Source organism: Methylomonas sp. MS20 (genome assembly GCF_050275925.1).
GTDB lineage: Bacteria > Pseudomonadota > Gammaproteobacteria > Methylococcales > Methylomonadaceae > Methylomonas > Methylomonas koyamae_A.
The window spans coordinates 2968723-2992818 of record NZ_CP189962.1 but is presented as its reverse complement, the minus strand read 5'-3'; the positions used below and the strand labels follow the sequence as shown (position 1 = coordinate 2992818).

The 24096-nt window shown below is 58.2% G+C and carries 21 protein-coding genes; 19 read left to right on the top strand and 2 right to left on the bottom strand.

Annotated elements, in window-relative coordinates; genetic code table 11:
• The first annotated feature begins 20 nt into the window (after positions 1-20).
• From ACQE3D_RS13290 to ACQE3D_RS13250, 9 genes are all read left to right on the top strand, one after another.
• Positions 21-1298: a FecR family protein gene (locus ACQE3D_RS13290; RefSeq protein WP_313730147.1), complete on the top strand. Its 1278-nt coding sequence runs from the start codon at positions 21-23 to the stop codon at positions 1296-1298.
• Positions 1299-1412: 114 nt separating this feature from the next.
• Entirely contained in the window at positions 1413-1805 is a 393-nt protein-coding gene (locus ACQE3D_RS13285; protein ID WP_313730148.1) for a hypothetical protein, read from the top strand.
• A 48-nt stretch (positions 1806-1853) separates the two neighbouring features.
• The gene (locus ACQE3D_RS13280; RefSeq protein WP_313730149.1) at positions 1854-4298 is read left to right on the top strand and encodes a TonB-dependent siderophore receptor; all 2445 of its coding nucleotides are present in this window, start codon (positions 1854-1856) and stop codon (positions 4296-4298) included.
• Between the two features lie 922 nt (positions 4299-5220).
• Positions 5221-5406, top strand: coding sequence for a YezD family protein (locus ACQE3D_RS13275; protein WP_071158324.1), 186 nt, complete (start codon positions 5221-5223; stop codon positions 5404-5406).
• 119 nt (positions 5407-5525) lie between these two features.
• On the top strand, positions 5526-7091 hold the full coding sequence (locus tag ACQE3D_RS13270) for an OprO/OprP family phosphate-selective porin (RefSeq protein ID WP_168029203.1): 1566 nt from the start codon (positions 5526-5528) through the stop codon (positions 7089-7091).
• 139 nt (positions 7092-7230) lie between these two features.
• The gene (locus ACQE3D_RS13265; RefSeq protein ID WP_313730150.1) at positions 7231-8229 is read left to right on the top strand and encodes a sulfate ABC transporter substrate-binding protein; all 999 of its coding nucleotides are present in this window, start codon (positions 7231-7233) and stop codon (positions 8227-8229) included.
• A 29-nt stretch (positions 8230-8258) separates the two neighbouring features.
• Positions 8259-9161 (top strand): EAL domain-containing protein, encoded by a 903-nt coding sequence (locus ACQE3D_RS13260; RefSeq protein WP_313730151.1) that lies wholly within the window; start codon positions 8259-8261, stop codon positions 9159-9161.
• Between the two features lie 122 nt (positions 9162-9283).
• Positions 9284-10231, top strand: coding sequence for a cysteine synthase A (gene cysK / locus ACQE3D_RS13255; RefSeq protein ID WP_313730152.1), 948 nt, complete (start codon positions 9284-9286; stop codon positions 10229-10231).
• A gap of 468 nt (positions 10232-10699) precedes the next feature.
• The gene (locus ACQE3D_RS13250; RefSeq protein WP_313730153.1) at positions 10700-11659 is read left to right on the top strand and encodes a calcium-binding protein; all 960 of its coding nucleotides are present in this window, start codon (positions 10700-10702) and stop codon (positions 11657-11659) included.
• A 745-nt stretch (positions 11660-12404) separates the two neighbouring features.
• On the opposite strand, the gene ACQE3D_RS13245 is transcribed toward ACQE3D_RS13250, so the two are convergent.
• Positions 12405-14204: an alkaline phosphatase family protein gene (locus tag ACQE3D_RS13245; protein ID WP_313730154.1), complete on the bottom strand. Its 1800-nt coding sequence runs from the start codon at positions 14202-14204 to the stop codon at positions 12405-12407.
• Between the two features lie 179 nt (positions 14205-14383).
• Between ACQE3D_RS13245 and ACQE3D_RS13240 the strand changes: the two genes are divergently transcribed.
• The 3 genes from ACQE3D_RS13240 to ACQE3D_RS13230 all read left to right on the top strand — a co-directional run bounded on the left by ACQE3D_RS13240 (position 14384) and on the right by ACQE3D_RS13230 (position 16535).
• Entirely contained in the window at positions 14384-14509 is a 126-nt protein-coding gene (locus ACQE3D_RS13240) for a hypothetical protein (protein WP_313730155.1), read from the top strand.
• Between the two features lie 407 nt (positions 14510-14916).
• Positions 14917-15462, top strand: coding sequence for a TlpA family protein disulfide reductase (locus ACQE3D_RS13235; protein WP_313730156.1), 546 nt, complete (start codon positions 14917-14919; stop codon positions 15460-15462).
• 104 nt (positions 15463-15566) lie between these two features.
• Complete coding sequence (locus tag ACQE3D_RS13230) at positions 15567-16535, top strand: FAD:protein FMN transferase (RefSeq protein ID WP_313730157.1); 969 nt, start codon at positions 15567-15569, stop codon at positions 16533-16535.
• A gap of 334 nt (positions 16536-16869) precedes the next feature.
• On the opposite strand, the gene ACQE3D_RS13225 is transcribed toward ACQE3D_RS13230, so the two are convergent.
• On the bottom strand, positions 16870-17571 hold the full coding sequence (locus tag ACQE3D_RS13225) for a ComF family protein (RefSeq protein ID WP_313730158.1): 702 nt from the start codon (positions 17569-17571) through the stop codon (positions 16870-16872).
• 72 nt (positions 17572-17643) lie between these two features.
• On the opposite strand from ACQE3D_RS13225, the gene bioB reads away from it, so the two are divergent.
• The 7 genes from bioB to coxB all read left to right on the top strand — a co-directional run bounded on the left by bioB (position 17644) and on the right by coxB (position 24088).
• Entirely contained in the window at positions 17644-18633 is a 990-nt protein-coding gene (gene bioB, locus ACQE3D_RS13220; protein ID WP_313730159.1) for a biotin synthase BioB, read from the top strand.
• Positions 18633-19790: an 8-amino-7-oxononanoate synthase gene (gene bioF, locus ACQE3D_RS13215; RefSeq protein WP_281020500.1), complete on the top strand. Its 1158-nt coding sequence runs from the start codon at positions 18633-18635 to the stop codon at positions 19788-19790. The genes bioB and bioF overlap by 1 nt, the downstream gene beginning before the upstream one ends.
• Positions 19787-20548 carry a pimeloyl-ACP methyl ester esterase BioH gene (gene bioH / locus ACQE3D_RS13210; RefSeq protein ID WP_313730160.1) on the top strand — a complete coding sequence of 254 codons (762 nt, stop codon included), beginning with the start codon at positions 19787-19789 and terminating at the stop codon, positions 20546-20548. Before bioF ends, bioH begins: the two co-directional genes overlap by 4 nt.
• Positions 20545-21327, top strand: a complete 783-nt coding sequence (gene bioC, locus ACQE3D_RS13205; RefSeq protein ID WP_313730161.1) for a malonyl-ACP O-methyltransferase BioC — start codon at positions 20545-20547, stop codon at positions 21325-21327. The genes bioH and bioC overlap by 4 nt, the downstream gene beginning before the upstream one ends.
• The gene (gene bioD, locus ACQE3D_RS13200) at positions 21324-22019 is read left to right on the top strand and encodes a dethiobiotin synthase (protein ID WP_313730162.1); all 696 of its coding nucleotides are present in this window, start codon (positions 21324-21326) and stop codon (positions 22017-22019) included. The genes bioC and bioD overlap by 4 nt, the downstream gene beginning before the upstream one ends.
• Positions 22020-22222: 203 nt before the next feature.
• Positions 22223-22618, top strand: coding sequence for a bacteriohemerythrin (locus ACQE3D_RS13195; RefSeq protein ID WP_064030438.1), 396 nt, complete (start codon positions 22223-22225; stop codon positions 22616-22618).
• Positions 22619-22867: 249 nt separating this feature from the next.
• Positions 22868-24088, top strand: coding sequence for a cytochrome c oxidase subunit II (coxB, locus tag ACQE3D_RS13190; protein ID WP_313730163.1), 1221 nt, complete (start codon positions 22868-22870; stop codon positions 24086-24088).
• Positions 24089-24096: the final 8 nt, after the last annotated feature.

The following is a 24096-nucleotide window of genomic DNA, read 5'->3' as shown; positions in this document are numbered from 1 at the left end:
CGTTCAACCAGGAATTGACCATGTCCACCGAACCGATGCCGGATGATGCCGAGCGTTTGCTGGAACAGGCTTGTGCTTGGTTGAGTAGACTGCATTCCGGTGAATTTCCCGTGTCCGCGCGGCAAGAGCTGAATGCCTGGCGCGCCGCCGACAGCGCCCACGAACAAGCCTGGCAACGCGCCGAAGCGCTGTGGGCGGGCTTGGGACAACTGCGCGGCCGCCGCATCATTCCCGGTGCGCAACCGTTGCCGGGGGAGGGGAGCTTACAAGCCAAAATTCAACCCTCTCCCCCTGGGAGAGGGCAGAGTGAGGGGATGCAAACTAACGCCTTGACGCATTTTGATTCCCTCGCTCCAACCCTCTCGGTAATCGATCCCGACATTACCCTATCTTCTATATCGATGCAGTCGTCCCGAGAAGAAAGCGAGCTCTTACGACAGTCTCCAGGGCAAGGTGGCAGGCAAGCGCAGGCAGCGGATGTGCTGGCTGCAAGTTCGGTTGCCATACTGGATTCCCGTCTGCGCGGAAATGACAGCCTCAGGGATTTTAAAGACAGCGTTGACAACAGAACGCACCGCCGACGCCGTGGCCGATCCTTAACTTTGGCTGTGGCCTGCTGTGCATTGCTGGCTACCACGTTGAGCGTGCTGTATCCGCCGGCATTCTGGCGCGCGGACTACTCGACGGGTAAGGGCGAGCAGCGCAGCGTGACTTTGGCCGACGGCTCGCGGGTGATGCTTAACACCGCCACGGCCCTGGCCATCCACTTCGACGCTAGCACGCGCCGGGTGGAGTTATTAGCCGGCGAAGCGTTTTTTGACGTGGCTAAAAATCCGCAACGGCCGTTCGTGGTCACTGCCGCCGGCAGCGAAGTGCGGGCGGTGGGTACGGCTTTCGCGGTAAAGCGACAACCCGAGCAGACCGAAGTCGAACTGGTTGAAGGGATAGTTGAAATACAAGACGCGGGGCGGAAACACCAAGAACGCCTGACGGCGGGACAGTCCGCGTCGATAGGCGCCAACAGTATTGCGTTAAAAAACGCCGGCCAACCGGACGGCATGGCGTTGTGGCGGGCCGGCTATCTGCAATTCGACGGCTTGCCGCTAAGCGACGCCATTGCCCAAATCAACCAATACCGTCCCGGCCGCGTCGTGTTGTTGGATACGGCTTTGGCCGACAAGCGCATCAGCGGTCTGTTTCGCTTGGATGCGCTGGATCAAGCCATCGCCAGTTTAAAAGCCGCCATCCCGGCGCTGCAAATAGTCAGCATCACGCCCTATTTGGTGGTGTTGCGTTAGGCGCTGTTCACACCCCGCCCTTCTCCCGACGCACAAAAACCCTCTCTTGCTGGACGACTGCAGGGATGCAGGAGGTAGGGCAACGCTGGCAGCAGTTGCCGAGAGGGTAGGGTGATGAGAGTTAAAACAACGGAGCCGGATGGGTACGACTGCATGGATGCAGGAGCTAGAGCAACGCATGGAGCAGTTGCCGAGAGCGCAGTGAAACCCATCATCGAGAATTTGTTCCCGCCTCATATCATTTTCCAAGTCCACCACGACACCCCAAGTATTAAGGCTTTGTTCGCGTTAATGGTTGAATCAGATCGAAGCCGTCATCCCGGCATGGATTGCCGGGATCCATGGCACAAGGATGTGTTGAAACTTTGCCATCCGTGGCTTCTGGGCCCCGGCAATCCATGCCGGGGCGACGCCAACGATAAACGCGAACCGTCCATTCCGAACTCTCCCAACAAAAAATCCATAATCGCCCGATGTGGGTTTTTAAAAAGTTTCCGTCTTAACTAACACCAGCCCAATTGCTGCCGTGTAACCCGACCGAAACTAGGAGTATCCATGTCCAACGCAAAGTATTGCAATCATTCAGCCGGCAAGGGCCGGCGCCATGCCGCCAAAGCTGTCTTACTCGCGGCGTTGATCTCGCAAACCGCCCACGGCGATGCCGCCGCTGGCAAACACCATTTTGACATCCCCGCCCAGTCGCTGAATCAAGCCTTACTGATGTTCGGCAGGCAAAGCCAGCAACAATTGATGTACGGCACCGACATCGCCGACAACCTGCGCAGCCGCAGCTTGCAAGGCGACTATACCGCCGCCGAAGCGATCAGGATTTTATTGGGCGATGCGCCGTTACAGGCCGTGACGACCGGGGACGGGGCCATCACCTTACAGCCGCGAGCGGCGGAGCTGCACAACAATCTGGGGCCGCAGACCATGCCGGCGGTGCAGGTGGTGGGGAAGGCGGCTTATGATTCGACCGATCCATATAACCCGGATTACAGTTTGCCGAACGCTTCCACCGCAACCAAGACGGACACTCCAATTATGGAGACTCCATTATCGATACAAGTTGTGACTAAAGCTGTTATGCATGACCAACAAGCGATTCAAGTCGGTGATGCAATTAAAAATGTTAGCGGCGTGTTCCAAGGTTTTACATTTGGAGGATTCTCCGAGCAATTTATGATTCGAGGTTTCAATACTAATTATGCCAATTATGTAGATGGAATGAGATGGCCGGTCAGCAGAGTTCCATTGGCAAATGCAGAGAAAATTGAAGTCGTAAAAGGTGCCGCCGCAAACTTATATGGGCGCATAGAACCAGGTGGCATGATTAATGTGGTTACGAAAAGACCTCAAGAGAAACCCTATTATTCGTTAGAACAACGGTTTGGCTCATACGATTTATATCAAACCCTTGCAGATTCGACGGGGGCTATTAATCAAGAAGGTTCCTTGCTGTATCGAATTAATTTTGAATATTTGGATAAAAACTCATTTCGTGACTTTGCATTTACAGAGCGCACCTACGTTGCACCATCTTTGACCTGGAAAATTAGTGATCGCACCCAACTTGATTTGGACTTTATTTATTCAAACGAAGATACATTAGAAGACCACGGGGTCGTTGCATCCTCCGTGACTCGAAGACCGCTTGATATTCCAATATCCAGATACTTAGGGGAGCCGTCTATAGATAAAAGCAATACAGAACTATTTAGTACAGGCTTAACTCTGAATCATGAGATTTCGGAAAATTGGAAAGTAAATGCACAATTTAAGCATATTAACCGCGATGTTTTGGATCTTCAACACGCGGCGCCAGGAATAATTAATATAGCTACAGGAGAACTTGCAAGAGCATTCTGCTGCGGCCCAGGAACTCAAGATGTTTTAGGTGGCATCCTTAATATCACCGGTAAATTCGCAACGTGGGATATAAAGCATAGTGTATTGGTAGGATGGGACTATTACGAAATGAGAAGTTCCTTTAATGGTTGGTTTTTGCCTCCCGCTATATTTGACGGGCAAGTTAATTCAATAAATATTTACAATCCTCAATATGGTCAATCAGGTGTTGACCTGGCTAGTATCCCCAAAAATGATTTTTCGGATCAACGCTTAAGCTGGAATGGTGTTTATTTTCAAGATCAGATGACTCTGTTTGAAAAACTACACATCCTTGGAGGCGGACGCTACGACTGGGCAAATAGAGGAAGCGGCTCCTCTTCAGTTTCGCTAAGTGACGCAACCTCAAGTTATTCGGATATTGAAAATCAAAAATTCAGCCCAAGAGTAGGGTTGCTATATCAACCTTGGCAATGGCTTTCGTTGTACGGTAATTTTGTTGAGTCGTTAGGTGCCTCTAATACTAGTCCAGGCGTAGGTGGAAATATACTTGCGCCAGAGTCTGCAGAGCAATTCGAGGCGGGTTTTAAAACCGAATTTTTAAATAAACGGTTAAATTCATCAGTGGCGTTTTATCAGTTAACCAAACAGAACATAAGTGTACCAATCGCGGGAACAAGGTTTGCGCAAACAATTGGTGAAGCACGTAGTCGAGGCGTCGAAATTGATATTTCAGGACAAGTTGCCGATGGATTGAATTTGATTGCAACTTATGCATATACCGATGCCAATATTTTGAGCGGTGATAACGCAGGAAATCGATTATGGAATATTCCCAGAAACTCGGGCAGTTTGTGGGCAAAATATGATATTCAGGAATCGGCATTACATGGCCTTAGTGTTGGTGCTGGCGTTTATTTCCAGAGCGAACGGCAAGGCGATAACAGTAATAGCTTTCAATTGCCTGGTTACGGCAAGGTAGACGCTCTACTGAGATATCAATTGCCTATTGTAAAGGCAAAAACTACTTTGCAGTTTAACGTGGAGAATTTGCTAGATCACAAATATTATTCGGCGACTGATAATAGTAACTCATTTTTAAATCCAGGTGCTCCTCGTACTTTTATTGGGTCGGTTAAGGTTGAGTATTGAGTTTTCATAATTTTTAACCCGCGTATGGCGGAAGCCGGCAGGCGTTCCGCCGTATGCCGATCATGTTGCACGAGGATGTGAGGAATGCAGACATTGCTAGGGCAAAGGTCTGTTTACTCGCCCAGCCCCAACTCGGTTTATGGCATCAATTGAATCCAATCCCGAGACGGACAGGCTGTGTCCGGCCTTATTTTACTCTGAAAGTCATTGTGGGAGCGACGCATAGTCGCGAATTAAAACGATGCATCGCGACTATGCGTCGCTCCTACGGAAGCCTTTGATTTGCCGGGGCGATTGCCAAGCCTTCATGAGCGTTAGGATGGATGATGGACTGCACACCTTATAGCTTGAACCGCGAGGCTATTCAGACTTGCACTCACGCTCAAACGCTTGGCGAGGACGGCAAAACCCCCTGTGAACCAGCCTAATAGCCTTCAGCCAATCGCCAACAAACGCTGGCAAAAGGTTGACTGATTGATCCCTCTTGATGGGCTAAGCCCGAAAATCCCGCGTCCTCTCGCTATTGCTCGCCCCCTCGCCGAGCATAGGCAAAATAACGCTGATGCGGATGCCCATAGCCCGGATACGCAACGTACCGCCACAGGGTAACGGCTTGACCGTCATGCGATCGTTTAAATCACGCCGAACGTCGCGGTCGCGAAATTGAATCAAGTCGCCGTAGGGCAAGGGTATCTTTGCTGTCGCCGAGACACGCGCTGCTGCTAAGTGGTTGGAATATCGACTATTCATGCTGATTTTGCAGCAGCCCGGCAACATGTATATCTTATTTATAGATTTCTATTTCAATTTATATCGTTTTTCATCGAATAACGAGCCTCTTATCATCTCCCCAACGTCGCCGGCCGGGTCCGGCAACGGAGCGACTCAATAACGTCCCAGTCCACCACCTCGGGGAGGCGATATGGCAACCGAAACCAATAACCGTTCGTTTAAGCCGGGCAATCACAACGAGATTGCCCTACAGATCGCGGAGATTCTGCGAGACATCCGCTTTGGTTCCATCGAGGTCGTCATTCACGACGGCCGGGTCGTGCAAATCGACAAGCGCGAAAGATTCCGAGTAGCCGACCCAAAAATACCGATTTGATCCGGTTGCTTTCAAGCACTTATTCGATTCGACCGGATCGCCGGAGATATGCCAGCCAAATAACAATAACGACCTTCTGACCGGAACGCCGGAAGCAAGCGATAACAGGAAAACACCACATGACTCATGTTAAACGCCGCCTATTGGTGGGCGCGATCGGCTCGGCGCTATTCGGCGCCGCCGATGCCCAGGCCGCCGACGCCCAAGCGCTGGAGCAGCGCATTCGCGAACTGGAAGCCAGACTGGAACGCTTCGAGAAAGCGGCCGCCGCGCCGACCGCTGTCGCACCGGTCGCGCAGTCGAATCCGGAAGTCGAAAAGCTCAATCGCAAGATCAATACGCTGGAACGCAAATTGGAAGTGGACAAGGAAGTGGCCGCCAGCGCCGCCAGCCGCGCGCCTAAAGTCGAAGGCGGTAGCGACGGCTTTCGGATTTCCTCGGCCGACGGTAAGCATCAAGTCCGGATTCGCGGCGCGGTACAAACCGACGCGCGCTTTTTCACGGGCGGTAGTTGGACCGGGGCGACCGCTTCCAACGGTATTAGCGGCGGTGCCGAAACCGACAAGTTCGAACTGAAGCAAGCCCGGATTTGGTTGGAAGGTAAATTTTGGGACAGTTTGTATTTCAAAATCATGCCGGATTTCGCGGCCACCAACATTCTGCCAGACGCCTACCTGGATTACGCCTATTTGCCCTACGCCAGCTTGAGCGTCGGTAAGCAAAAAACCCCGCTGAGCTTGGAGCGCTTGCAAGGCGACTCGGACGGCATGTTTCTGGAACGCGCGTTCCCGACCTATCTGGCCAGCAACCGCGATGTCGGCGTGATGTTGCACGGTTCGTTCGCCACGCCGGGTTACAAGGCCGATTACGCCGGGCCGGTGGATTTTCGCAACTTCGTCAGCTATCAACTCGGCGTGTTTAACGGCTCCGGCGACGATGGCAGCATCGATAAAAACTCGCCGGATACCGACGACGACAAGGAATTTATCGGTCGCTTATGGGTACATCCGTTCCAACACGGCGGCAACAGCTGGCTGGAAGGTTTAGGCCTGGGTGTCGCCGGTACTTGGGAACGGCCTAGCTTGCAGGCCTTGAAAAACCAGGGCACGCCGATAGGGCGATCCACGTTCTTGAATTACAACAGCATGCGTAGCGCCTATACCGGCACCTTGCAGGCCGATGGCGTGCATTACCGGGTTTACCCGCAAGCCTATTGGTATGCCGGTCCGTTTGGCGTCATGGGCGAATACGTGTTGTCGGCTCAGGAAGTCATCGCTACCCGGACCGGTCAAACCATCCCCGGCGTGCGTAGCCAACTCAACAACACGGCGTGGCAAGTGCAGCTTTCTTACGTATTGACCGGCGAAGACAACACCTTCCAAAGCGTCAAGCCGATTCGGCCGTTCAACCCGTTGGAGGGCAGTTGGGGCGCCTTGCAGGTGGCGGCGCGCTGGAGCGAGTTCAATGTCGATACGACCGCGTTCAACTACCTGAATCCGGCGAAGTCGGCCAAGCACGCCACGGCTTGGGCGGTGGGTTTCAACTGGTTCCTAAACCAAAACGCCCGAATCATGGCCGATTACGAACAAACCTATTTCGACGGCGGCGCGGGTTTATCGGCCGCGGCATTTACCAATCGTCCGTCGGAGAACGTTTTCGCCACGCGCTTCCAATTGGCGTTTTAACAGGTTCGTCATGGCGGCCGGAGGCCGGTATCCGCTGCTCCCAGGACGGGAGGTTAGGCCGAGGCACGGCCGCACGGATAGCCGCACGGGATGCGGACATGGCAACAATTTCATCGCAATAGCTTTTGAGAGATCACTTATGAGAAACAGATTATTCGGTTTGATCGCCGCCACCTTGTTGTCGGCGGCGGCAAGCAAGACCTTCGCGGCGGACGTGACCTTGTTGAACGTGTCCTACGATCCGACCCGCGAATTCTATAAAGAATACAACCAAGCGTTCGCCAAATACTGGAAAGGCAAAGCCGGCGACAACGTCACCGTCAACCAGTCGCACGGTGGCGGCGGCAAGCAGGCCAGGGCGGTACTGGACGGCCTGGAGGCCGACGTGGTGACGCTGGCGATCTCGGCGGACATCGACCAATTGGCGCGCCGCAACCTGATTCCGGAAAACTGGCAAAGCCAGTTGCCCAACAATAGCGCCCCTTATACCTCGACCATCGTGTTCGTGGTGCGCAAGGGCAATCCGCAGCATGTTAAAGATTGGAGCGACTTGATCAAGCCCGGCCTCAGCGTGGTCACGCCGAATCCGAAAACCTCCGGCGGCGCGCGTTGGAATTACATGGCGGCTTGGGCCTATGCCCTGAAACACAACAACAATAGCGAAGAAGCGGCCAAGGACTTCGTCGGCAAATTGTTCAAGAACACCTCGGTACTGGATACCGGCGCGCGCGGTTCCACCACCACCTTCGCCGAGCGCGACATCGGCGACGTGTTGATTACCTGGGAAAACGAAGCCTATCTGGTGTTGAAGGAATTCGGCGCCGACAAGTACGAAGTCGTCACGCCCAGCTTCAGCATTTTGGCCGAACCGCCGGTGACCGTCGTCGAAGACGTGGCCCGTAAACACGGCACCACCGAAGTCGCGACCGAATACCTGAAATATTTGTATGGCAAGGAAGGCCAGGAAATCATCGCGAAAAACTTCTACCGCCCGATCGATAAAGAGGTGGCGGCCAAATACGCCAAACAGTTCCCGGCGTTGGAGTTGGTGAGCATCGCTCAGTTGGGCGGTTGGCCGGAAAATCAAGCCAAGCATTTCGCCGACGACGGCATTTTCGACAAGATATACGGACGCTGATCGCGGCCGAAACGCAGGAGGGCAAACGCATGGTGCAAACCACGATCGAAGCAATACGGGACGACCTGGAACGGGTGTTGTATCTGGACCTGGACGAATTCAAACTGGAAGTGGAAGCGGCGCAAGTGCTGAGCCGCTACATCGGACTGCGCTTGCGCAGCGAGTTTCAGCCGATCTTCGATACCTCGACTTCGGAGGGCTTGCTGGGTTACGAAGCCCTGCTCAGACCTTCGACCGGCATCGAAGCGGTGTCGCCGGACTTCGCATTCGGTTGGGCCGACAATCAAGATAAATTGGTGAAGTTGGATCGGGTGGCGCGCACCTTGCACATGCTCAACTATCTGGAATTGCCCGAGGAGCGCGGCCAATTGTTTTTGAACGTACACCCTAAACTATTGGTCAGCGTTAATACCCACGGCAAGGTGTTTGAACATATTCTGCATCTGCACGCGGTGCCGACCACCCAAGTGGTGTTGGAAATCATGGAAAACGCGGTTGACGCCGATCGGGCCTTGGCCGAAGCGGTGGAGAATTATCGCGATCGCGGTTTCAAAATCGCGATCGACCACTTCGGCAGCCGCCATTCCAATTTGGATAGGCTCTGGCATTTGGCGCCGGATTACGTCAAATTCGACGCCGGCCTGATTCGGGAAGCCGAGCGCGGCGGTAAAATCCGCCGGGTGTTGCCGAAGTTGATCGAGGTGGTGCAGGCCTTGGGCGCCCAGCCGGTCATCGAAGGCATCGAAAACGAAATCCAGCTCGACATCGCGCTGGATGCCGGCGGCAAATTGTTGCAAGGTTATTATTTAGGTCGGCCCGCGCCGGCCGCCGCCTGGCACCAAGCCAAGGCGTCGCGCCGGGAAAACCCGTTGATGCCGGGCGCGCCGCATCATTTCGGCAGTTTCAGCGTCTCCGCCCAATACGGCATGTAAGGCGGAACCCGCGATGCGCTGCGATACGGTTTCATGGTGATGTCCTTTCTCGTGGCATCTTGCTCACGCCGCCGTCAAGGCGGCTTTTTTTTGCATTGCATCAGCCCTGATGGGGAACCGATATGGCTAACTGGTTTACCGACAATTCCGCTTCGATAGGCCGCACGCCGCTGGTCCGGCTGAATCGGATCGGCCGCGAGCTGCCGGTGACAATCTTCGCCAAAATCGAAAGCCGCAATCCGGCCTATTCGGTGAAATGCCGGGTCGGCGCGGCGATGGTTTGGGCCGCCGAACGGCAGGGCTTGCTCAAGCCCGGCGTGACCTTGATCGAAGCCACCAGCGGCAATTCCGGCATCGCATTGGCGGCGGTGGCCGCCGCGCGCGGCATTCCGATCACGCTGACGATGCCGGATACGATGAGCCGCGAACGCCGCGTATTGCTGGGCGCCTACGGTGCCAAACTGTTGTTGACCGACGGCAGACTGGGCATGCGCGGCGCGGTAGAAGCGGCTGAACGGCTGGCCGCGGCCGATCCCGATCGCTATTTGCTGCTGGAACAATTTAAAAATCCGGCCAATCCGGCGATACACGAACAAACCACCGGCCCGGAAGTCTGGCAAGACAGCGCCGGCGCGGTCGATGTGTTCGTCGCCGGGGTTGGCACCGGCGGCACCATCACCGGCACCGGACGATTTTTGAAACGCCAGGGCAAGCAGATCGAAACTGTGGCGGTGGAACCGGCCGCCAGCCCGGTGCTGAGCCAAACCCGCGCCGGACAGGTCTTACAGCCCGGTGCCCACGGCATTCAAGGCATAGGTGCCGGCTTCGTGCCGGCGATACTCGACCTGGACCTGATCGATCGAATCGAAACCGCCAGCGAAACCGAGGCCGTCGAATACGCCCGTCGTTTGGCCAAGGAAGAGGGAATACTGGCCGGCTTGTCCAGCGGCGCCGCGTTGGCCGTGACGATGCGCTTGGCCGCGTTGCCCGATTACGCCGGACTAAGCTTCGTCGTCATGCTGCCGGATTCCGGCGAACGCTATTTAAGCTCGGCCTTGTTCGGCGCTTGAGGATGGGCAAATCCTGACGCCGTTTTATTCTACTTTGTCGGATTTGTTTAGGACCGTCATGCCCGCCGGGACGCGGGCATCCAGTACCACGGATGGTATGGCTTAAATCCGTCTATGACGTCTGAATTCGCTCCGTGCTCTAACGGGCCAGGCCATCCATGCCGGAATGACGATGCTTATTGAGTAAGCTGACAAAGTAGAATTCAGGACTTGCGTTCGATCCGCTAGAACCCTTGCCGTCGGAGCGGCTCCAGTCGCGTCGTAGCCGCATCGACCGAAACATCCCGTTCCAGTTTCGATGCGACATCACCCCCGATTGAACTTTCACTACCGGTTCCGGTATTCATAAACGATTGCGATCAACGGCCAATGTTTCGGCGTTGATGCCGGTTCGGCGCAATCCGGTCGATCGAATGTGCGGCGAAGCATTCGATCCGCGTATAAAACCTAAATTATCCAGGAAATATCATGAGTCAAACTACATTCGCTAAAACCTTACTCGGCCTGACCATCGCCGCGGCATTCAGTCACTCCGCCATCGCCGAAGACACCTGCTTGGGCGCCACGGTGACCATTCATGCCGAAACCGCGATCAAAAAGCTCGACAAACAAGGTAACGAAGTCGTGATGGGCACCAAGGGCGACGACGTCATCATGGGCACCGCCGGCAACGACATCATCGACGGCGGCAAGGGTAACGACTTGATCTGTGGCGGCGGCGGAGACGACACGCTGAAAGGCAATCACGGCAACGATCAATTGGATGGCGGCACCGGTAACGACAACCTGATCGGCGGTAACGGGCATGACAGCTTGTGGGGTGGAGACGATAACGACACGCTGAGCGGCGGTAACGGCAATGACCAACTCAACGGCGGATCCGGGGATGACAGCCTGAGCGGCAGTAACGGCAACGACACCCTGCAAGGCAATGCCGGCCGGGATACGTTAAACGGCGATAACGGCAACGACGGCCTGTACGGCGAAGACAACAACCTGCGCGATCGCAATAAGGACGGGGTAGACGACGATGCGTCCGATGCGGACGACGATACCAGTGTCGATGCCAGCACCAGCGGCGACGATAGCTTGTGGGGCGGCAACGGTAACGACGACCTGAACGGAGGCCCCGGCAACGACAATCTGTATGGCCAGAACGGCAAGGACAGTCTGGACGGCGGTCTGAACGAAGACAATCTGCTTGGCGGCAACGGCAAGGATACCCTGAGTTACGACAGCGACGACGTTAACTTGGACAGCGGCAAGGGCGCCGATCTCTGCGTGCTGAAAACCGAAGCCAACGGCGAAGTCGAGCAGGAATGCGAGCATGGCCCGGAGCAGGACGTACGCGAGCACGGCGCCAACCAGGCTTGCGTGCTGACCACCAAAAAGAACGGCGAAACCGAGCTGGAATGCGAGCATAGCTAAACCCCAACCGGCAGCGGCGCCGGTTGGGGCCGCTGTCGGTTTGACCTTGTTCGGCGCGCCGTCATCGGAGCGCCGACAGCCCAGATCAACGTCCTTTCCTCCAAGCTGGCGGCGTGCTTCGGCGTCGCGACCGGCTCTCGAAGATAGTTTGCCTTGGCTTAGCCACCGGGTTTGCATGTCGCGGGCCTCGTTCCGCTCCGACCACTGTAGTGGAATCTCAGCGAGACTGCTGGCTTCGACTCCGCTCAGCCAGCGGGTTAATTCGGCTCAACGCAGCCGGCGGGTTACCGTGGTTCCGCCTCAGCCAGAGCGGGTAGACTCTTCCTAGCCGCCGGCTTACTTTGATGGTGAGCCTTTTACTTCTCGGCGTTGGTAACCACGGTAGCCCCATCGTCCTATCCACGCGGGCAATAGAGGTTCCCAAGATGGACCCCGCAACTACGCGGCCCTTGTACCCCAACGTCAATGGCTGCCGGCTCGACCGCGACCTGGAGTTGCAGGTTTAGACGGATGTCAGCAAGGCATTCGGGCTAGGATGTACAAATCAATGTATTTTCTATGTATTTGGGCTGACGGCTTTGATCCGGAATGTCGGCTTCGCTCGGGGCGGTTGGTTGGGTTCCCTTCGGCTTCGCTCAGGGAACGTTGGCTCCGCTCAGGGAACGTTTGCTCCGCTCGGGGCAGGGTTGGTTCCGCACGCTCCCTGAGCGGAGTCGAAGGGGCGTGCGGGCCGGCCGTTTCTAAGCTAGTCGCGGTCGTGGTGGCGGTCGTCCCGGTCGAAGTCGAACAGCGTCATTAAGTCGCCGACCGCCGGGCCGTTCACGGGCCGGTAAGGGTTTTCGGCGCGCGCCAGCGGATTGGGCAGATTGTCGCGGCTACGCGGCGAAATCGTCGGCAAGTGCCAGTTGCGTTCGATGAATTTCAAGATCGACGCATGATCGTTGTAGGTATGGTCGACGTGGCCTTTCTTGGCGTAGGGCGATACCACCAGTAGCGGAATCCGGGTGCCGTCGCCGAAGAAATCGACGGCTTGCACATAGCCGGAGTCGTAATAGCCGCCGCCTTCGTCGGTGGTGACGACGATGGCGGTGGAAGCCCACAGCGCCGGATTGCTCTTGACTTGAGCGATCAGGTCTTGCAAGAACATTTCGTATTGATCGGCGGTGGAGTCGGCGGGATGGCCGGCCAGGGCTTCGAAGGGACGTACGTAAGACACCGCCGGCAAGGTGCCGTTGGCAACGTCGGTCAGGAAGGCGGAGTAGTTTTGCAGCTTGGCTTCTTCGGACGGGTTTTTCATGATGCTGCTGAACCCGGTCAGCGGGTCGCAGATGCCGCAGTAGGCGTGGAACAGCAACGGTATGCCGTTGACGCCGCCGGCAAAGGTGGTGGCGTCGTCGCCCCGGTCGGCACTGTAATATTTCCAGGAGACGTTGTGAGCGGTCAGTACGTCGGCAATGGTACGCAGGCTTTGCGGCGGCAGCGTGAATTGGTCGGCGCCGAGCGAGCGGGGGCTGGCGCTGGTTTGGTTCCAATACAAGTTGTAGTTGTTGACCAGATAGTAATGGTCTTTTTCGCAATTGTTTTTGCGCAGGCCTTGGCGGATCAGCTCGGCGTTGACGGCCGCGACGCCCGGTTGGGCCGAATCGGCGCAATTGACGTAGGAGCCGCCGCCGTAACCGTCTTGGGTGTAGTAGTTGTTGCTGCCGGCCACCGGATTGGGGTTTTCGATTTGGTTGGCCCAAGGTTTTGCGGCGCTGCCGTCGAGTTTGGTCGGGTGGGTGAAATAGGCCGCGTGGCCGGTGACCAGGGCCAGGAAATTGGCGCCGGTACCACCCTGGACGGATTGGTGGTAGTTGTCGCTGATGGCGTAGGTGTCGGCGAGGGCTTTGAAGATAGGCGCGTCGCCGGTATTCATATTGTAAAAGCCCATCGAAATGGCGCCTTCCATCGGATTGAAGCCGCCCGCCGGGTAGGGTTTGCCGTCGGAGCCGGTGCCTATGCTTTCTTCGACCCACACGAATTTGTCGTGTTTGCCGCCGTCGAGGTCTTGCCACATTTGAAAGAACCGATGCACCGGGTCGCCGGTGTATTCGTTGTAAGGCACGTATTTGCTGATTTGATAGGGGCCGTTGGGCAAGTTGCTGGGAAAGCGGTTATCCAACACGCCGGCGGTTTGGCCGATGGCGTAGGTGGTATAGGGTTGCGGTAAGCCGAGGTCGTAATCGCCGATGGATTCGGTGACGACCCGGTAGCGGTCGGTGGCGCTGCCGACCCGTTGCTTGGCCAGGTCGAAGCGGGGGCCGGGTTCGCCGTCGGCGGTGATGATGCCTTTGCTGAGCAGGTTGTCGATGTGTTGGCCGCGTTTGGGTTGATAGGCGCCGAACAGGTTGTCGAAGGTATGGTTTTCGCCAACGATGACGATCACGTGCTTAATCGGCGTGGCGGTTTTATGTTCGTCTTGCGCTTGCGCCGGGGCGCTAAGCATTAACGCCGACGCGACAGCCGTCGTCAGCGGATAGATAGAGCGGAATTTCGTGGTTCGCATGGACGATCACTCCAAATTCGAATGCATCAAGGGAGGGTTGCGCCATCACGATGAAGGGATGGCATGCGGCAGCCTAAAGCGTGTTTATGACGCGACGATGAAGGAGGGGCGGCGGTTGAAAAAATAGTCTTCGCCCGGCCCGAACCGAATGCCCGCGATCAATCGGGTCGGGTTCATCTTTGGCCTACTACCATAGCGAGCGCGAAGCGGCCAAGCGCGGCCGGCCGAATGCCCAAACCTTGTTCGATGATTTGCGGACCCGTTTTCCCGGCGGTTCCAGCGCCGAGCCGGCGACGGCCAGTTGAGGTCGGTCAGGCTGAAGCCGGGCAAAACCGGGTATCGCCGGCTCGGCGCCGGGTATCGTTGGTTCGACGTCGGACAAAAAGACTCGACGCCGAGTATCGCCGGGGTAAAAACTGACGGAACGCTGGTAGGCGATCGCGGCATCGGACCAACCGGCCGTTTCGCGGTCGGCCGGTTTGGCGCCGTCATACCGGGCTTCTGTTTAAATCCGGTCCTATCGATCACCGGTATTCCGTTCGGGTTGAGTTTGGCTAAGCCCAGGCCGGCGTGCCTTAGACGGGGCTAGGGCGGGGGCTTAAATTCCTCCGTCCGATGTTCCGGACCGGATGGGCACCGCGCGCCGGGCGCGGGCGGATTTTTTAACGGTCGGCCGTGGCCCGGCGAATTTTAATGTTGGGAGAGTTTGACGATGAGCGATACTTTGCTAAAGGATTTGATGTGGTTTAAGCGCCGGCCGGCGGCTTGGGCGCTGGCGTTCGGTTTGGGGATGGCGGCCGCGCAAGTCGACGCGGCGGCGGTCGATCGGGCCGCGCCGGCTTGCCCGTTACAGGGCATGGCGGACGGCAAGGCTTTGCACTTGCAACAGTTCAAGAATCAAGTCGTGTATGTCGATTTTTGGGCGTCCTGGTGCGGGCCGTGCATGCAATCGTTTCCGTTTATGAACGAGTTGCAGCGCCAACACGGCGCTCAGGGCTTGCAAGTGGTCGCGGTCAATCTGGACGAGGACGCCGCCGATGCCCAGGCGTTTTTGACCAAGGCCCGCCCCGGTTTCGCGGTGGCCGCCGATCCGAGCCGGCAGTGCGCCAAGGACTTTGCGGTGGAGGCCATGCCGTCGTCGTTTTTGATCGACCGCCAGGGCAAGCTGCGCTACATCCATAAGGGTTTCCGGTCCGGCGAGGTGGACGAATTGCAAGGCGTCCTCAAGCAATTGCTGGCCGAGCCGGCCAGCTTGTAGGCGAGGGTTGGGGTAAACGATTGTCGGGTTACACTAGGCTTTTATGCCCTAGGGAAAACCCGACCGGCCGTCGACCATCGCCATTCGTTTCGCATTAACCCGCCATGAAACCGAAAAAACCCAGCAAACGCAGTCCGTTAACGTTTTACCGCCGCGAATTCCAAGCCATGGGGACGCCGTGCGAAGTCCAATTGTTCGCCAGCAGCGCGGCGGCGGCCGGCGCGGCGGCGGATGCGGCGATCGCGGATGTGCGGCGCCTGGAGGCGCGCTATTCCCGTTACCGGGACGATAGTTTTTTATCGGAGATCAACCGGAGCGCGGCGGTTGGCGGTGCGATCGCGGTGGACGACGAAACCGCCAGCTTGCTGGATTATGCGCTGACCTGCTACGAGCAAAGCGAGGGCTTGTTCGACGTGACCTCCGGAATTTTGCGCCGGGCCTGGAAATTCGATGCCGGCCGTTTGCCCGAGCCGGCCATGCTGGCGGCGTTGCTGGACAAGGTGGGCTGGCACCGGCTGAGCTGGCGCCGGCCGGATTTAACGTTTTCGGTCGCCGGCATGGAAATCGATTTCGGCGGCGTCGTCAAGGAATACGCCGCCGATTGCGCGGCGACGATCTGCCGCAAGCACGGGGTTCAGCGCGGGGTCGTGAATTTGGGCGGCGATATTCGGGTGATCGGTCCGCGCGGCGACGGCAGTCCCTGGCGGGTGGGTATTCGCGATCCGCGCCGACAGGGCGGCTTGCTGGATACCTTGAGCTTGTACGAGGGCGCGGTGGCCAGTAGCGGCGATTACGAGCGCTGCATGGTCATCGACCAGGTGCGCTACGGGCATATTTTGAACCCGAAGACCGGCTGGCCGGTGCGGCATTTGGCGGCGGTGACGGTGGTCGGTGATTTTTGCGTGGTGGCCGGTAGCGCTTCGACGATCGCGATGCTGAAGGAAGGCGACGGCGTCGAGTGGTTGGAGCAACTGAATCTGCCGCATTTATGGGTCGATGTGGCCGGTCGAGGCGGCGGGACCTTGTTCGGTCCGGCGGAGCCGACGGCGCGGGGCGCGGGTTCGCCGCGCTGAGCGTTGATTTTACGCTTAAGTTTTCGCCGGCTCGGCCGATAACCCGGTGGTCCGTCCAGTCGGGCGGACAGTGTTCAATCCATGGGAGATCGACATGTCATCCATATCGGGAGTGGGCTCCACGCCGTACGTTCCTCTCGTCAATCAAGCGAAGCCGCCCGTAGAGAACCGGCAGCCCGCGCCGCAACCGGTGCAACCGGTCGCGAAAGATGCCGATGGGGATAACGACGGTAGTAAAGGTAGAAACATCGATACATACGCTTAGATTCGGGTATCGATAGGGGCAGTAGCGATCGGGCCGGTGAATACCGGCCCGATTTATTTCAGTGGGTCATTAGGCTCGGGCGCAGACCCAGACATCCACCCGGCCGACGCCGGCTCGCTTCAGTGCCGTTGCCAGCGCGGCGACCGTGGCGCCGGTGGTCATCACGTCGTCGACGATGGCGACGTGGCGGTAAGGTAACGGCCGCGTGGCCCGAAAGGCGTTGCGCAGATTCTTGCGGCGCTGTTTGGCCGGCAACGCGATTTGATGGCCGGTATCCCGCACTCGTTGGCAACTCCGCGAATCCAGCGGAATCTTCAATTCGTTTGATAAATGCCGGGCGATTTCCATGGCCTGGTTGAAGCCGCGTTCGCGGTAGCGTCCGCGATGCAGCGGCACCGGGATCAGACATTCCGGCCGTTCGGCTTGTGTCCCGGCGTGGGCCGCCAGCAAGCCGGCCAGCACTCGGGCATTCTTGTAGTCGCGCTGGAATTTCAGGCGGCTCACCAAATAGCGTAAATGACTGCGATACAAAAACGGCGCGTAGGTCTCGTCGAAGGCCGGCATCTTGCTCAAGCATCGCCCGCAAAGTTGCGGTCGCGGCTGGCTCGCTTCGAACGGTTCGCCGCAGCGGTAGCAGCAGGAAACATTGCGAGGCAGGTCGTCCAGGCAGCCGGCGCACAGGTCCAGGCCGGCGTGGCCGGGCGCGCCGCACAATACGCAGCGCGGTGGTAACAGCAAAGTCTGTATAATGTTTAGCCAATGGTTTACCATTTTTCTTTAAATAGGTTGATAAGCGGTCCCGGTCACCGCTTGCGCCGCCGCCGAGCATGGGAGAGTAGCAGAATGTCCGCCAGCCAGAAACCTTCGAACCACGTCGCCAACCTTCGTCACGATTGGCAATTGGCCGAGGTCGAGACCTTGTTCGCATTGCCGTTCAACGATTTGATTTTTCAGGCCCAGACCGCGCATCGGGCGTTCTTCGATCCCAACGAAATCCAGGTCAGCAGCCTGTTGAGCATCAAGACCGGCGCCTGCTCGGAAGATTGCGGCTATTGCCCGCAAAGCGCCCGCTACGATTCCGATCTGACGCCGGAGGCGCTGATGCCGGTCGAAACGGTGTTGCAAGCCGCGCAACAGGCCCAAGCCCAGGGCGCTTCGCGGTTTTGCATGGGCGCCGCCTGGCGCAGCCCGAAGGATAGAGACATCGAGCGGGTCGTCGAGATGGTCAAGGGCGTCAAGGCGCTGGGCATGGAAACCTGCGTGACCTTGGGCATGCTGACCGACCGGCAAACCCAAGCCTTGAAGGACGGCGGTCTGGATTATTACAACCACAATCTCGATACCTCCGAGGACTATTACTCGGAAATCATCACCACCCGGACCTATCAGGACCGGTTGGATACGCTGGAACGGGTGCGCGAAGCCGGCATCAATGTCTGCTGCGGCGGCATCGTCGGCATGGGCGAGTCGGAGGTCGATCGAGCCAAATTGTTGCTGCAACTGGCGAATCTGCCCAAGCATCCGGAGAGCGTGCCGATCAATATGCTGGTGCAAGTCGAAGGGACGCCGCTGCACGGCACCGCTACGCTGGACCCGCTGGTGTTCGTGCGCACCGTGGCGGTGGCCAGGATCATGATGCCGGAATCGCGGGTTCGCTTGTCGGCCGGCCGGACCGCGATGAGCGACGAGATGCAGGCCTTGTGCTTTCTGGCCGGGGCCAACTCGATTTTCTACGGCGATAAACTGCTGACCACCGACAATCCGATGACCAGCCACGACCGGCAATTGTTTCAGCGCTTGGGCGTGCGGATGGGCGGCTCCAGTTACGCTTGATGGCCGGTTTTTACGATTTTAGCGGCGAGCTGGGCCGGCTGGAGCAACAAGGTTTGTACCGGCGCCGCCGGGTCGTGGACGGCCCGCAAGGCGTGCTGCTGAACGTGGACGGGCGGCGGATGGTCAATTTTTGCAGCAACGACTATCTGGGCCTGGCCGCCGACCCGCGCCTGGTCGATGCCTTTCAGCGCGGCGCGGAACGCTACGGCGTCGGCAGCGGCTCCGCGCATTTAATTTGCGGGCATAGTGCCGCGCATCACGCGTTGGAGGACGCATTGGCCGAGTTCACCAGCCGGCGGCGGGCGTTGCTGTTTTCGACCGGTTACATGGCTAACGTCGGGACGATTTCGGCTTTGCTGGGGCGCGGCGATACGGTGCTGGAAGATCGGCTGAATCACGCATCGCTGCTGGACGGCGGTTTGCTGGCCGGTGCCCGGTTTCGCCGCTACCATCACGCCGACCCCGCCGATCTGGCCGCGAAACTGGCGACCGGATCGGGCAAGGTCTTGGTGGTCAGCGACGGGGTGTTCAGCATGGACGGCGATTTGGCGCCGCTGCCGGCATTGGCGGCATTGGTCGGCCGCCACGATGCCGGCTTGTTGATCGACGATGCCCACGGCTTCGGCGTGCTTGGCGCGCGCGGCGGCGGCATCGTCGAGCATTTCGGCTTGAGCGCCGAACAGGTGCCGATCTTGATCGGTACCTTGGGCAAGGCCTTCGGCACCTTCGGGGCTTTTGTCGCCGGTTCCGACGATTTGATCGAGCTACTAATTCAAAAAGCCCGCAGTTATGTGTTCACGACGGCGATGCCGCCGGCGGTCGCCGAGGCCACGCGTACCGCGTTGCGCATCGTGCGCGACGAAACCTGGCGGCGCGAGCGCTTGCGCGAGCTGATCGCGCGTTTCCGGCAAGGCGCCGAGCAATTGGGTTTGCCGCTGATGGCTTCCGAAACCGCGATCCAACCGTTGCCGACCGGCGATAGCGAGCGCGCGGTCGCACTGAGTAAAGCGTTGGCCGAGCGGGGCTTCTGGGTCGGCGCGATTCGGCCGCCGACGGTGCCGGCCGGCACCGCCCGTTTGCGGGTGACCTTGACGGCTCTGCACGACGACGCGCAAATCGATGCTTTGCTGGAGGCTTTGAGCGAGCTGGGCGCATGACGCTTATTCATCTGGACAAGCGCGGCGGCGGGCCGCCGCTACTGATATTGCACGGCTGGGCCATGCACGGCGGCGTGTTACGCGGATTCGCCGAGCGCTTGGCTGACCATTATCAAACCATCGTCGCGGATTTGCCCGGACACGGCCGTAGCGGCGCGCTGACGCCGTTCGAGCTCGCGGCGGTCGGCGATGCCTTGGTCGCGGCGCTACCGGTTCGCCGATTCGCGTTGCTGGGTTGGTCCTTGGGCGGCGCCTTCGCGCTGGACATCGCCGCGCGCTATCCGGAACGGGTCGAGCAGTTGACCTTGTTGGCCTGCAATCCTAAATTCGTTGGCGACGGCGCTTGGCCGGGCATGCGTCCGGCGGTGCTGGACGGTTTTGCCGAGCTGTTGCTGGCCGATGCCAAAACCACGCTGCAACGCTTTCTGGCCCTGCAAGTGCAAGGCTTGCCCGAGCAACGGCTGTTGTTGGCGCAGTTGCGACAAGCGGTGGCGGATGCGCCGCCGCCGGCCGAAGCGGCGTTGCGCGGCGGGCTGGACATCTTGAAAACCGCCGATTTGCGCGAACAATGGCGGCATTTGCGCTGTCCGGCCTCGGCCATTTTCGGCGGCAGGGACATGCTGGTACCGGTCGCCGCCGCTAAGGCGCTGGCCGATTTAAGGCCGGAGGCCGGCGTGTATTGTCTCGATGCGGCCGGCCACTTGCCGTTTCTGAGCCATCCCGAGCAGGTGATGGCGTTGTTGCGGGCGCGCGAATGAATGCCGCGATAGCCAAACGCGATATTCGCCGTTCGTTCGGCGCGGCGGCGGCCGGTTACGATAGCGTGGCGGCCTTGCAGCGTCGGGTTGGGGCCGAATTGCTGGCCCGCTTCGACGTGTCGCCGGCGGCCGGCGCTATCGCCGATCTGGGTTGCGGCACCGGGTTTTTGACCGGTTTGTTGCTGGGCCGGGCCGCCGATCGGCCGGTGTATGCGCTGGACATCGCGCTGCCGATGCTGCAAGCGGCCAGGGTCAAATGGCCGGCCGGCGTGCGGTATGTGTGCGCGGACGCCGAGCGTTTGCCGCTGGCCGATGCCGGTCTCGGTCAAATCTATTCCAATCTGGCTTTGCAGTGGTGCGCGGATTTGCCGGCGCTGTTCGGCGATTGCCGGCGGGTGCTGGCGCCGGGCGGGCAATTGGCGTTCGCGACCTTCGGGCCGGGTACCCTGGTGGAGTTGAAGGCGGCTTGGGCTGAGGTCGACGATTACCGGCACGTGAATGCGTTCGTGTCCGGGGCCGAGATACGCGACCAGTTGGCGGTCGCCGGTTGGCACGATGGCGACATCGTCTCGCGGACGTATTCGACCGAATATGCGGCGGTCGCCGATCTGATGCGGGAATTGAAGGGTATCGGCGCGCACAACCTCAACGCCGATCGCCGGCACGGGCCGACCACGCGCCGGCAATTGCGGGACATGGTCGCCGCTTACCAGGCTTTAATGCCCGACGCGCGGATCCTTGCCAGTTGGGAGATTCTGTTTGTCAGGGCGTTTCGATGAAAGCCGGCGTGTTTATCACCGGTACCGATACCGACGTCGGCAAAACCTGGGCGACGCTGGCCTGGATGCGCCGCTTGCGCGCGGAAGGCTACACGGTGGCCGGCATGAAGCCGGTAGCGGCGGGCTGCGAGCGGCGCGACGGCCGTTTCTATAACCGCGACGCCTTGCTGATCCAGGCGGCGTGTTCCACGCCGGCGGACTACGCGGCCATCAATCCTTACGCGTTCGAGGCGGCGATATCGCCGCATCTGGCTTGCGGCGATACCTCAGTCGATCCGGAGCGTATCGCCGCGCTGGCCGCCGAATTGCACGCGACCGCCGACTGGTTGGTGGTCGAAGGCGCCGGAGGGTGGTATTCGCCGCTGGACGCCGCGTTGGACAACGCCGGTTTGGCGCGTCGTTTGGGATTGCCGGTCGTCGTCGTGGTCGGCATGCGCTTGGGATGCATCAATCACGCCCGCTTGACGGTTGAGGCGGTCGAGCGGACCGGGCTGCGTTGCGCCGGGTGGCTCGCGGTCCGCTTGAGCGAGGCGATGCCGGGTTTCGAAGGCAATCTGGCCTATTTGCAAACCCATTTGTCGGCCCCGCTATTGGGGGTTTTACCTTACCGGCTCGAACCGGATTTCGCCGAGCTTGGGCAACATCTATGCCCACCAAACTGGCAAATGTTTGATTTGCGTCAAAATTTTTAAAGCGGGGATGACGACAATGACGGCCACCATCCGAGGGCGCGGCGACTGGCCGGGTCTCTCGGCGCAAGGAGACGATGGTGGCGCCGGTTCGAAGGGTCGGCGGCCTGAACTTAAAAAGTCCGTATGGACTGATTGCCGCTGGCGGAATCCGGGACGAATTCGCGCGGCGCATCCTAAATAAAAATACAACCTGGAGGCGTTTTATGGCTTTAATTACTTGGACCGCGGATCAGTATGGCACCGGCGTGGGCTTTGCCGATTCGGAGCATCAGACTTTGTTCGGTTTGTTGAACAAACTGTACGACGAGGCAACCGGCGGCGCGGCGCGCGCGACGATCGGCGCTTCCTTGGATGCTTTGATTGCTTATGTGGTCGATCATTTTGCTCATGAAGAACGGGAAATGCTGGCCAAGGGTTTTGGCGGTTACGACCGCCATAAAGCCGAGCACGAAGCCATGGTCGGTATTTGCGCGGATTTGCAAAAGAAATTTCACGCGGGTCAAGCCGAAGTGACCGAGGAAGTCGGACAATTGGTCAAAGGCTGGTTGGATAGCCATATTCCTACCTTCGATATGTCGTACTCCGATACGTTGAAATAAGTCCCAAGCCGACAGGCTAAAGCGGTCACAAAGGCTTGCGAGCAGCAATGTTCGCAAGCCTTTTTTACGCGTAAATTGCCGAAACGGGAAAACCTCTTCTGGTTTGCTGCTCTGCGATGGGGTAAAATTGCTCAGTTTATTTAAGACAATTATCTGTAAAGGGAACCGCGGGCCTCGCCGGTTGGGTGCGCAATGTTACAGAAGATATAACGCATACAAGTTTATAACTACTAGTGGGGAGGCTGCTCCGTGAAGAAAACAAAGCAACTGCTCGCGTGTCTGGTTTTGATGGCCTGGGGCCTGGAGGCGGCACACGCGGACTACACACTCAATCTTGTGCAAGGTGTGACACAACTCAGTCATGAGCTGTACGATTTGCACATGCTGATCCTTTGGATATGCGTATTCATTGGTGTCGCGGTGTTCGGTACGATGTTTTACTCGATTTTCCATCATCGAAAATCAAAAGGGCACGAAGCCTCGCAGTTTCATGAAAATACAACGGTCGAGATTATCTGGACCATTATCCCTACGCTGATTCTGATCGGTATGGCGATTCCGGCAACCAAAGCCGTGGTCGATCTGGATGGAACCCAAGAATCCGAGATGAGCATCAAAGTGACCGGGAAACAGTGGTATTGGGACTACGAATACCTGGATTCCGGCATTCACTTCGAAAGCCATCTGGACGAAGCCAGCGAAAAAACCCACCGGGTCAGCACGATGGACCCGCGCGCGGTACCCAACTACCTGCTGAACGTCGATAAGCCGTTGGTGGTTCCGGTTGGTAAGAAAATCCGCTTCCTGTTTACCGCCGCCGACGTGATTCACTCTTGGTGGGTTCCCGATCTGGGCTGGAAAAAAGACGCCAATCCCGGTTTCGTTAACGAAGCCTGGACCCAAGTCGACAAGCCCGGCGTCTATCGCGGCCAATGCACCGAGCTGTGCGGGCGCGACCACGGCTTCATGCCTATCGTCGTCATCGCGATGGAACAGGAGCAGTACGACGCCTGGGTGAAATCCACGCTGGAAAAACAAAAACAAGCGCCGGATTTGAGCAAGCTGACCAGGTCTTCGCTGCTGATTAAGGGCGAATCGGTTTACTTGAAAAACTGCGTGGCTTGCCATCAAATCGACGGCAAGGGCATCAGCGGTTGGTATCCAGCACTGAGCGCCAGCGCGAAAGTGACCGGCAATGTCGATCAACTGATCGGTTTCGTGCAAGCCGGTACCAGCAAAATGCCGGCGTTCAAGAAATTGCCTGCCGACGAATTGGCCGAATTGGTGACCTATCTGCGGAATTCTCCGAATCTGGGCAACAATGTCGGCGATGAGTTCCAACCTTGTCAGGCCTTGACGCTCGACGATTTCGACGATTTGTATCCGGATATCGACGATGCGGCTCAACAATGTAAAGAGAACGGCGAAGTCAAACCCAAGGTTGTCGCCGAGAACAAAGTCGGCTCTTGATCGGAACC

What these genes read in the sequence shown, in the direction of transcription:
- ACQE3D_RS13280 (WP_313730149.1), top strand. Translation starts at nt 1,854, where the DNA reads ATGTCCAACGCAAAGTATTGCAATCATTCAGCCGGCAAGGGCCGGCGC.
- bioD (WP_313730162.1), top strand. Translation starts at nt 21,324, where the DNA reads ATGAAAGCCGGCGTGTTTATCACCGGTACCGATACCGACGTCGGCAAA.
- ACQE3D_RS13230 (WP_313730157.1), top strand. Translation starts at nt 15,567, where the DNA reads ATGAAACCGAAAAAACCCAGCAAACGCAGTCCGTTAACGTTTTACCGC.
- ACQE3D_RS13250 (WP_313730153.1), top strand. Translation starts at nt 10,700, where the DNA reads ATGAGTCAAACTACATTCGCTAAAACCTTACTCGGCCTGACCATCGCC.
- ACQE3D_RS13270 (WP_168029203.1), top strand. Translation starts at nt 5,526, where the DNA reads ATGACTCATGTTAAACGCCGCCTATTGGTGGGCGCGATCGGCTCGGCG.
- ACQE3D_RS13195 (WP_064030438.1), top strand. Translation starts at nt 22,223, where the DNA reads ATGGCTTTAATTACTTGGACCGCGGATCAGTATGGCACCGGCGTGGGC.
- ACQE3D_RS13285 (WP_313730148.1), top strand. Translation starts at nt 1,413, where the DNA reads ATGAGAGTTAAAACAACGGAGCCGGATGGGTACGACTGCATGGATGCA.
- ACQE3D_RS13245 (WP_313730154.1), bottom strand. Translation starts at nt 14,204, where the DNA reads ATGCGAACCACGAAATTCCGCTCTATCTATCCGCTGACGACGGCTGTC.
- ACQE3D_RS13265 (WP_313730150.1), top strand. Translation starts at nt 7,231, where the DNA reads ATGAGAAACAGATTATTCGGTTTGATCGCCGCCACCTTGTTGTCGGCG.
- ACQE3D_RS13235 (WP_313730156.1), top strand. Translation starts at nt 14,917, where the DNA reads ATGAGCGATACTTTGCTAAAGGATTTGATGTGGTTTAAGCGCCGGCCG.
- ACQE3D_RS13290 (WP_313730147.1), top strand. Translation starts at nt 21, where the DNA reads ATGTCCACCGAACCGATGCCGGATGATGCCGAGCGTTTGCTGGAACAG.
- bioH (WP_313730160.1), top strand. Translation starts at nt 19,787, where the DNA reads ATGACGCTTATTCATCTGGACAAGCGCGGCGGCGGGCCGCCGCTACTG.
- bioB (WP_313730159.1), top strand. Translation starts at nt 17,644, where the DNA reads ATGTCCGCCAGCCAGAAACCTTCGAACCACGTCGCCAACCTTCGTCAC.
- ACQE3D_RS13225 (WP_313730158.1), bottom strand. Translation starts at nt 17,571, where the DNA reads ATGGTAAACCATTGGCTAAACATTATACAGACTTTGCTGTTACCACCG.
- ACQE3D_RS13260 (WP_313730151.1), top strand. Translation starts at nt 8,259, where the DNA reads ATGGTGCAAACCACGATCGAAGCAATACGGGACGACCTGGAACGGGTG.
- bioF (WP_281020500.1), top strand. Translation starts at nt 18,633, where the DNA reads ATGGCCGGTTTTTACGATTTTAGCGGCGAGCTGGGCCGGCTGGAGCAA.
- cysK (WP_313730152.1), top strand. Translation starts at nt 9,284, where the DNA reads ATGGCTAACTGGTTTACCGACAATTCCGCTTCGATAGGCCGCACGCCG.
- bioC (WP_313730161.1), top strand. Translation starts at nt 20,545, where the DNA reads ATGAATGCCGCGATAGCCAAACGCGATATTCGCCGTTCGTTCGGCGCG.
- ACQE3D_RS13275 (WP_071158324.1), top strand. Translation starts at nt 5,221, where the DNA reads ATGGCAACCGAAACCAATAACCGTTCGTTTAAGCCGGGCAATCACAAC.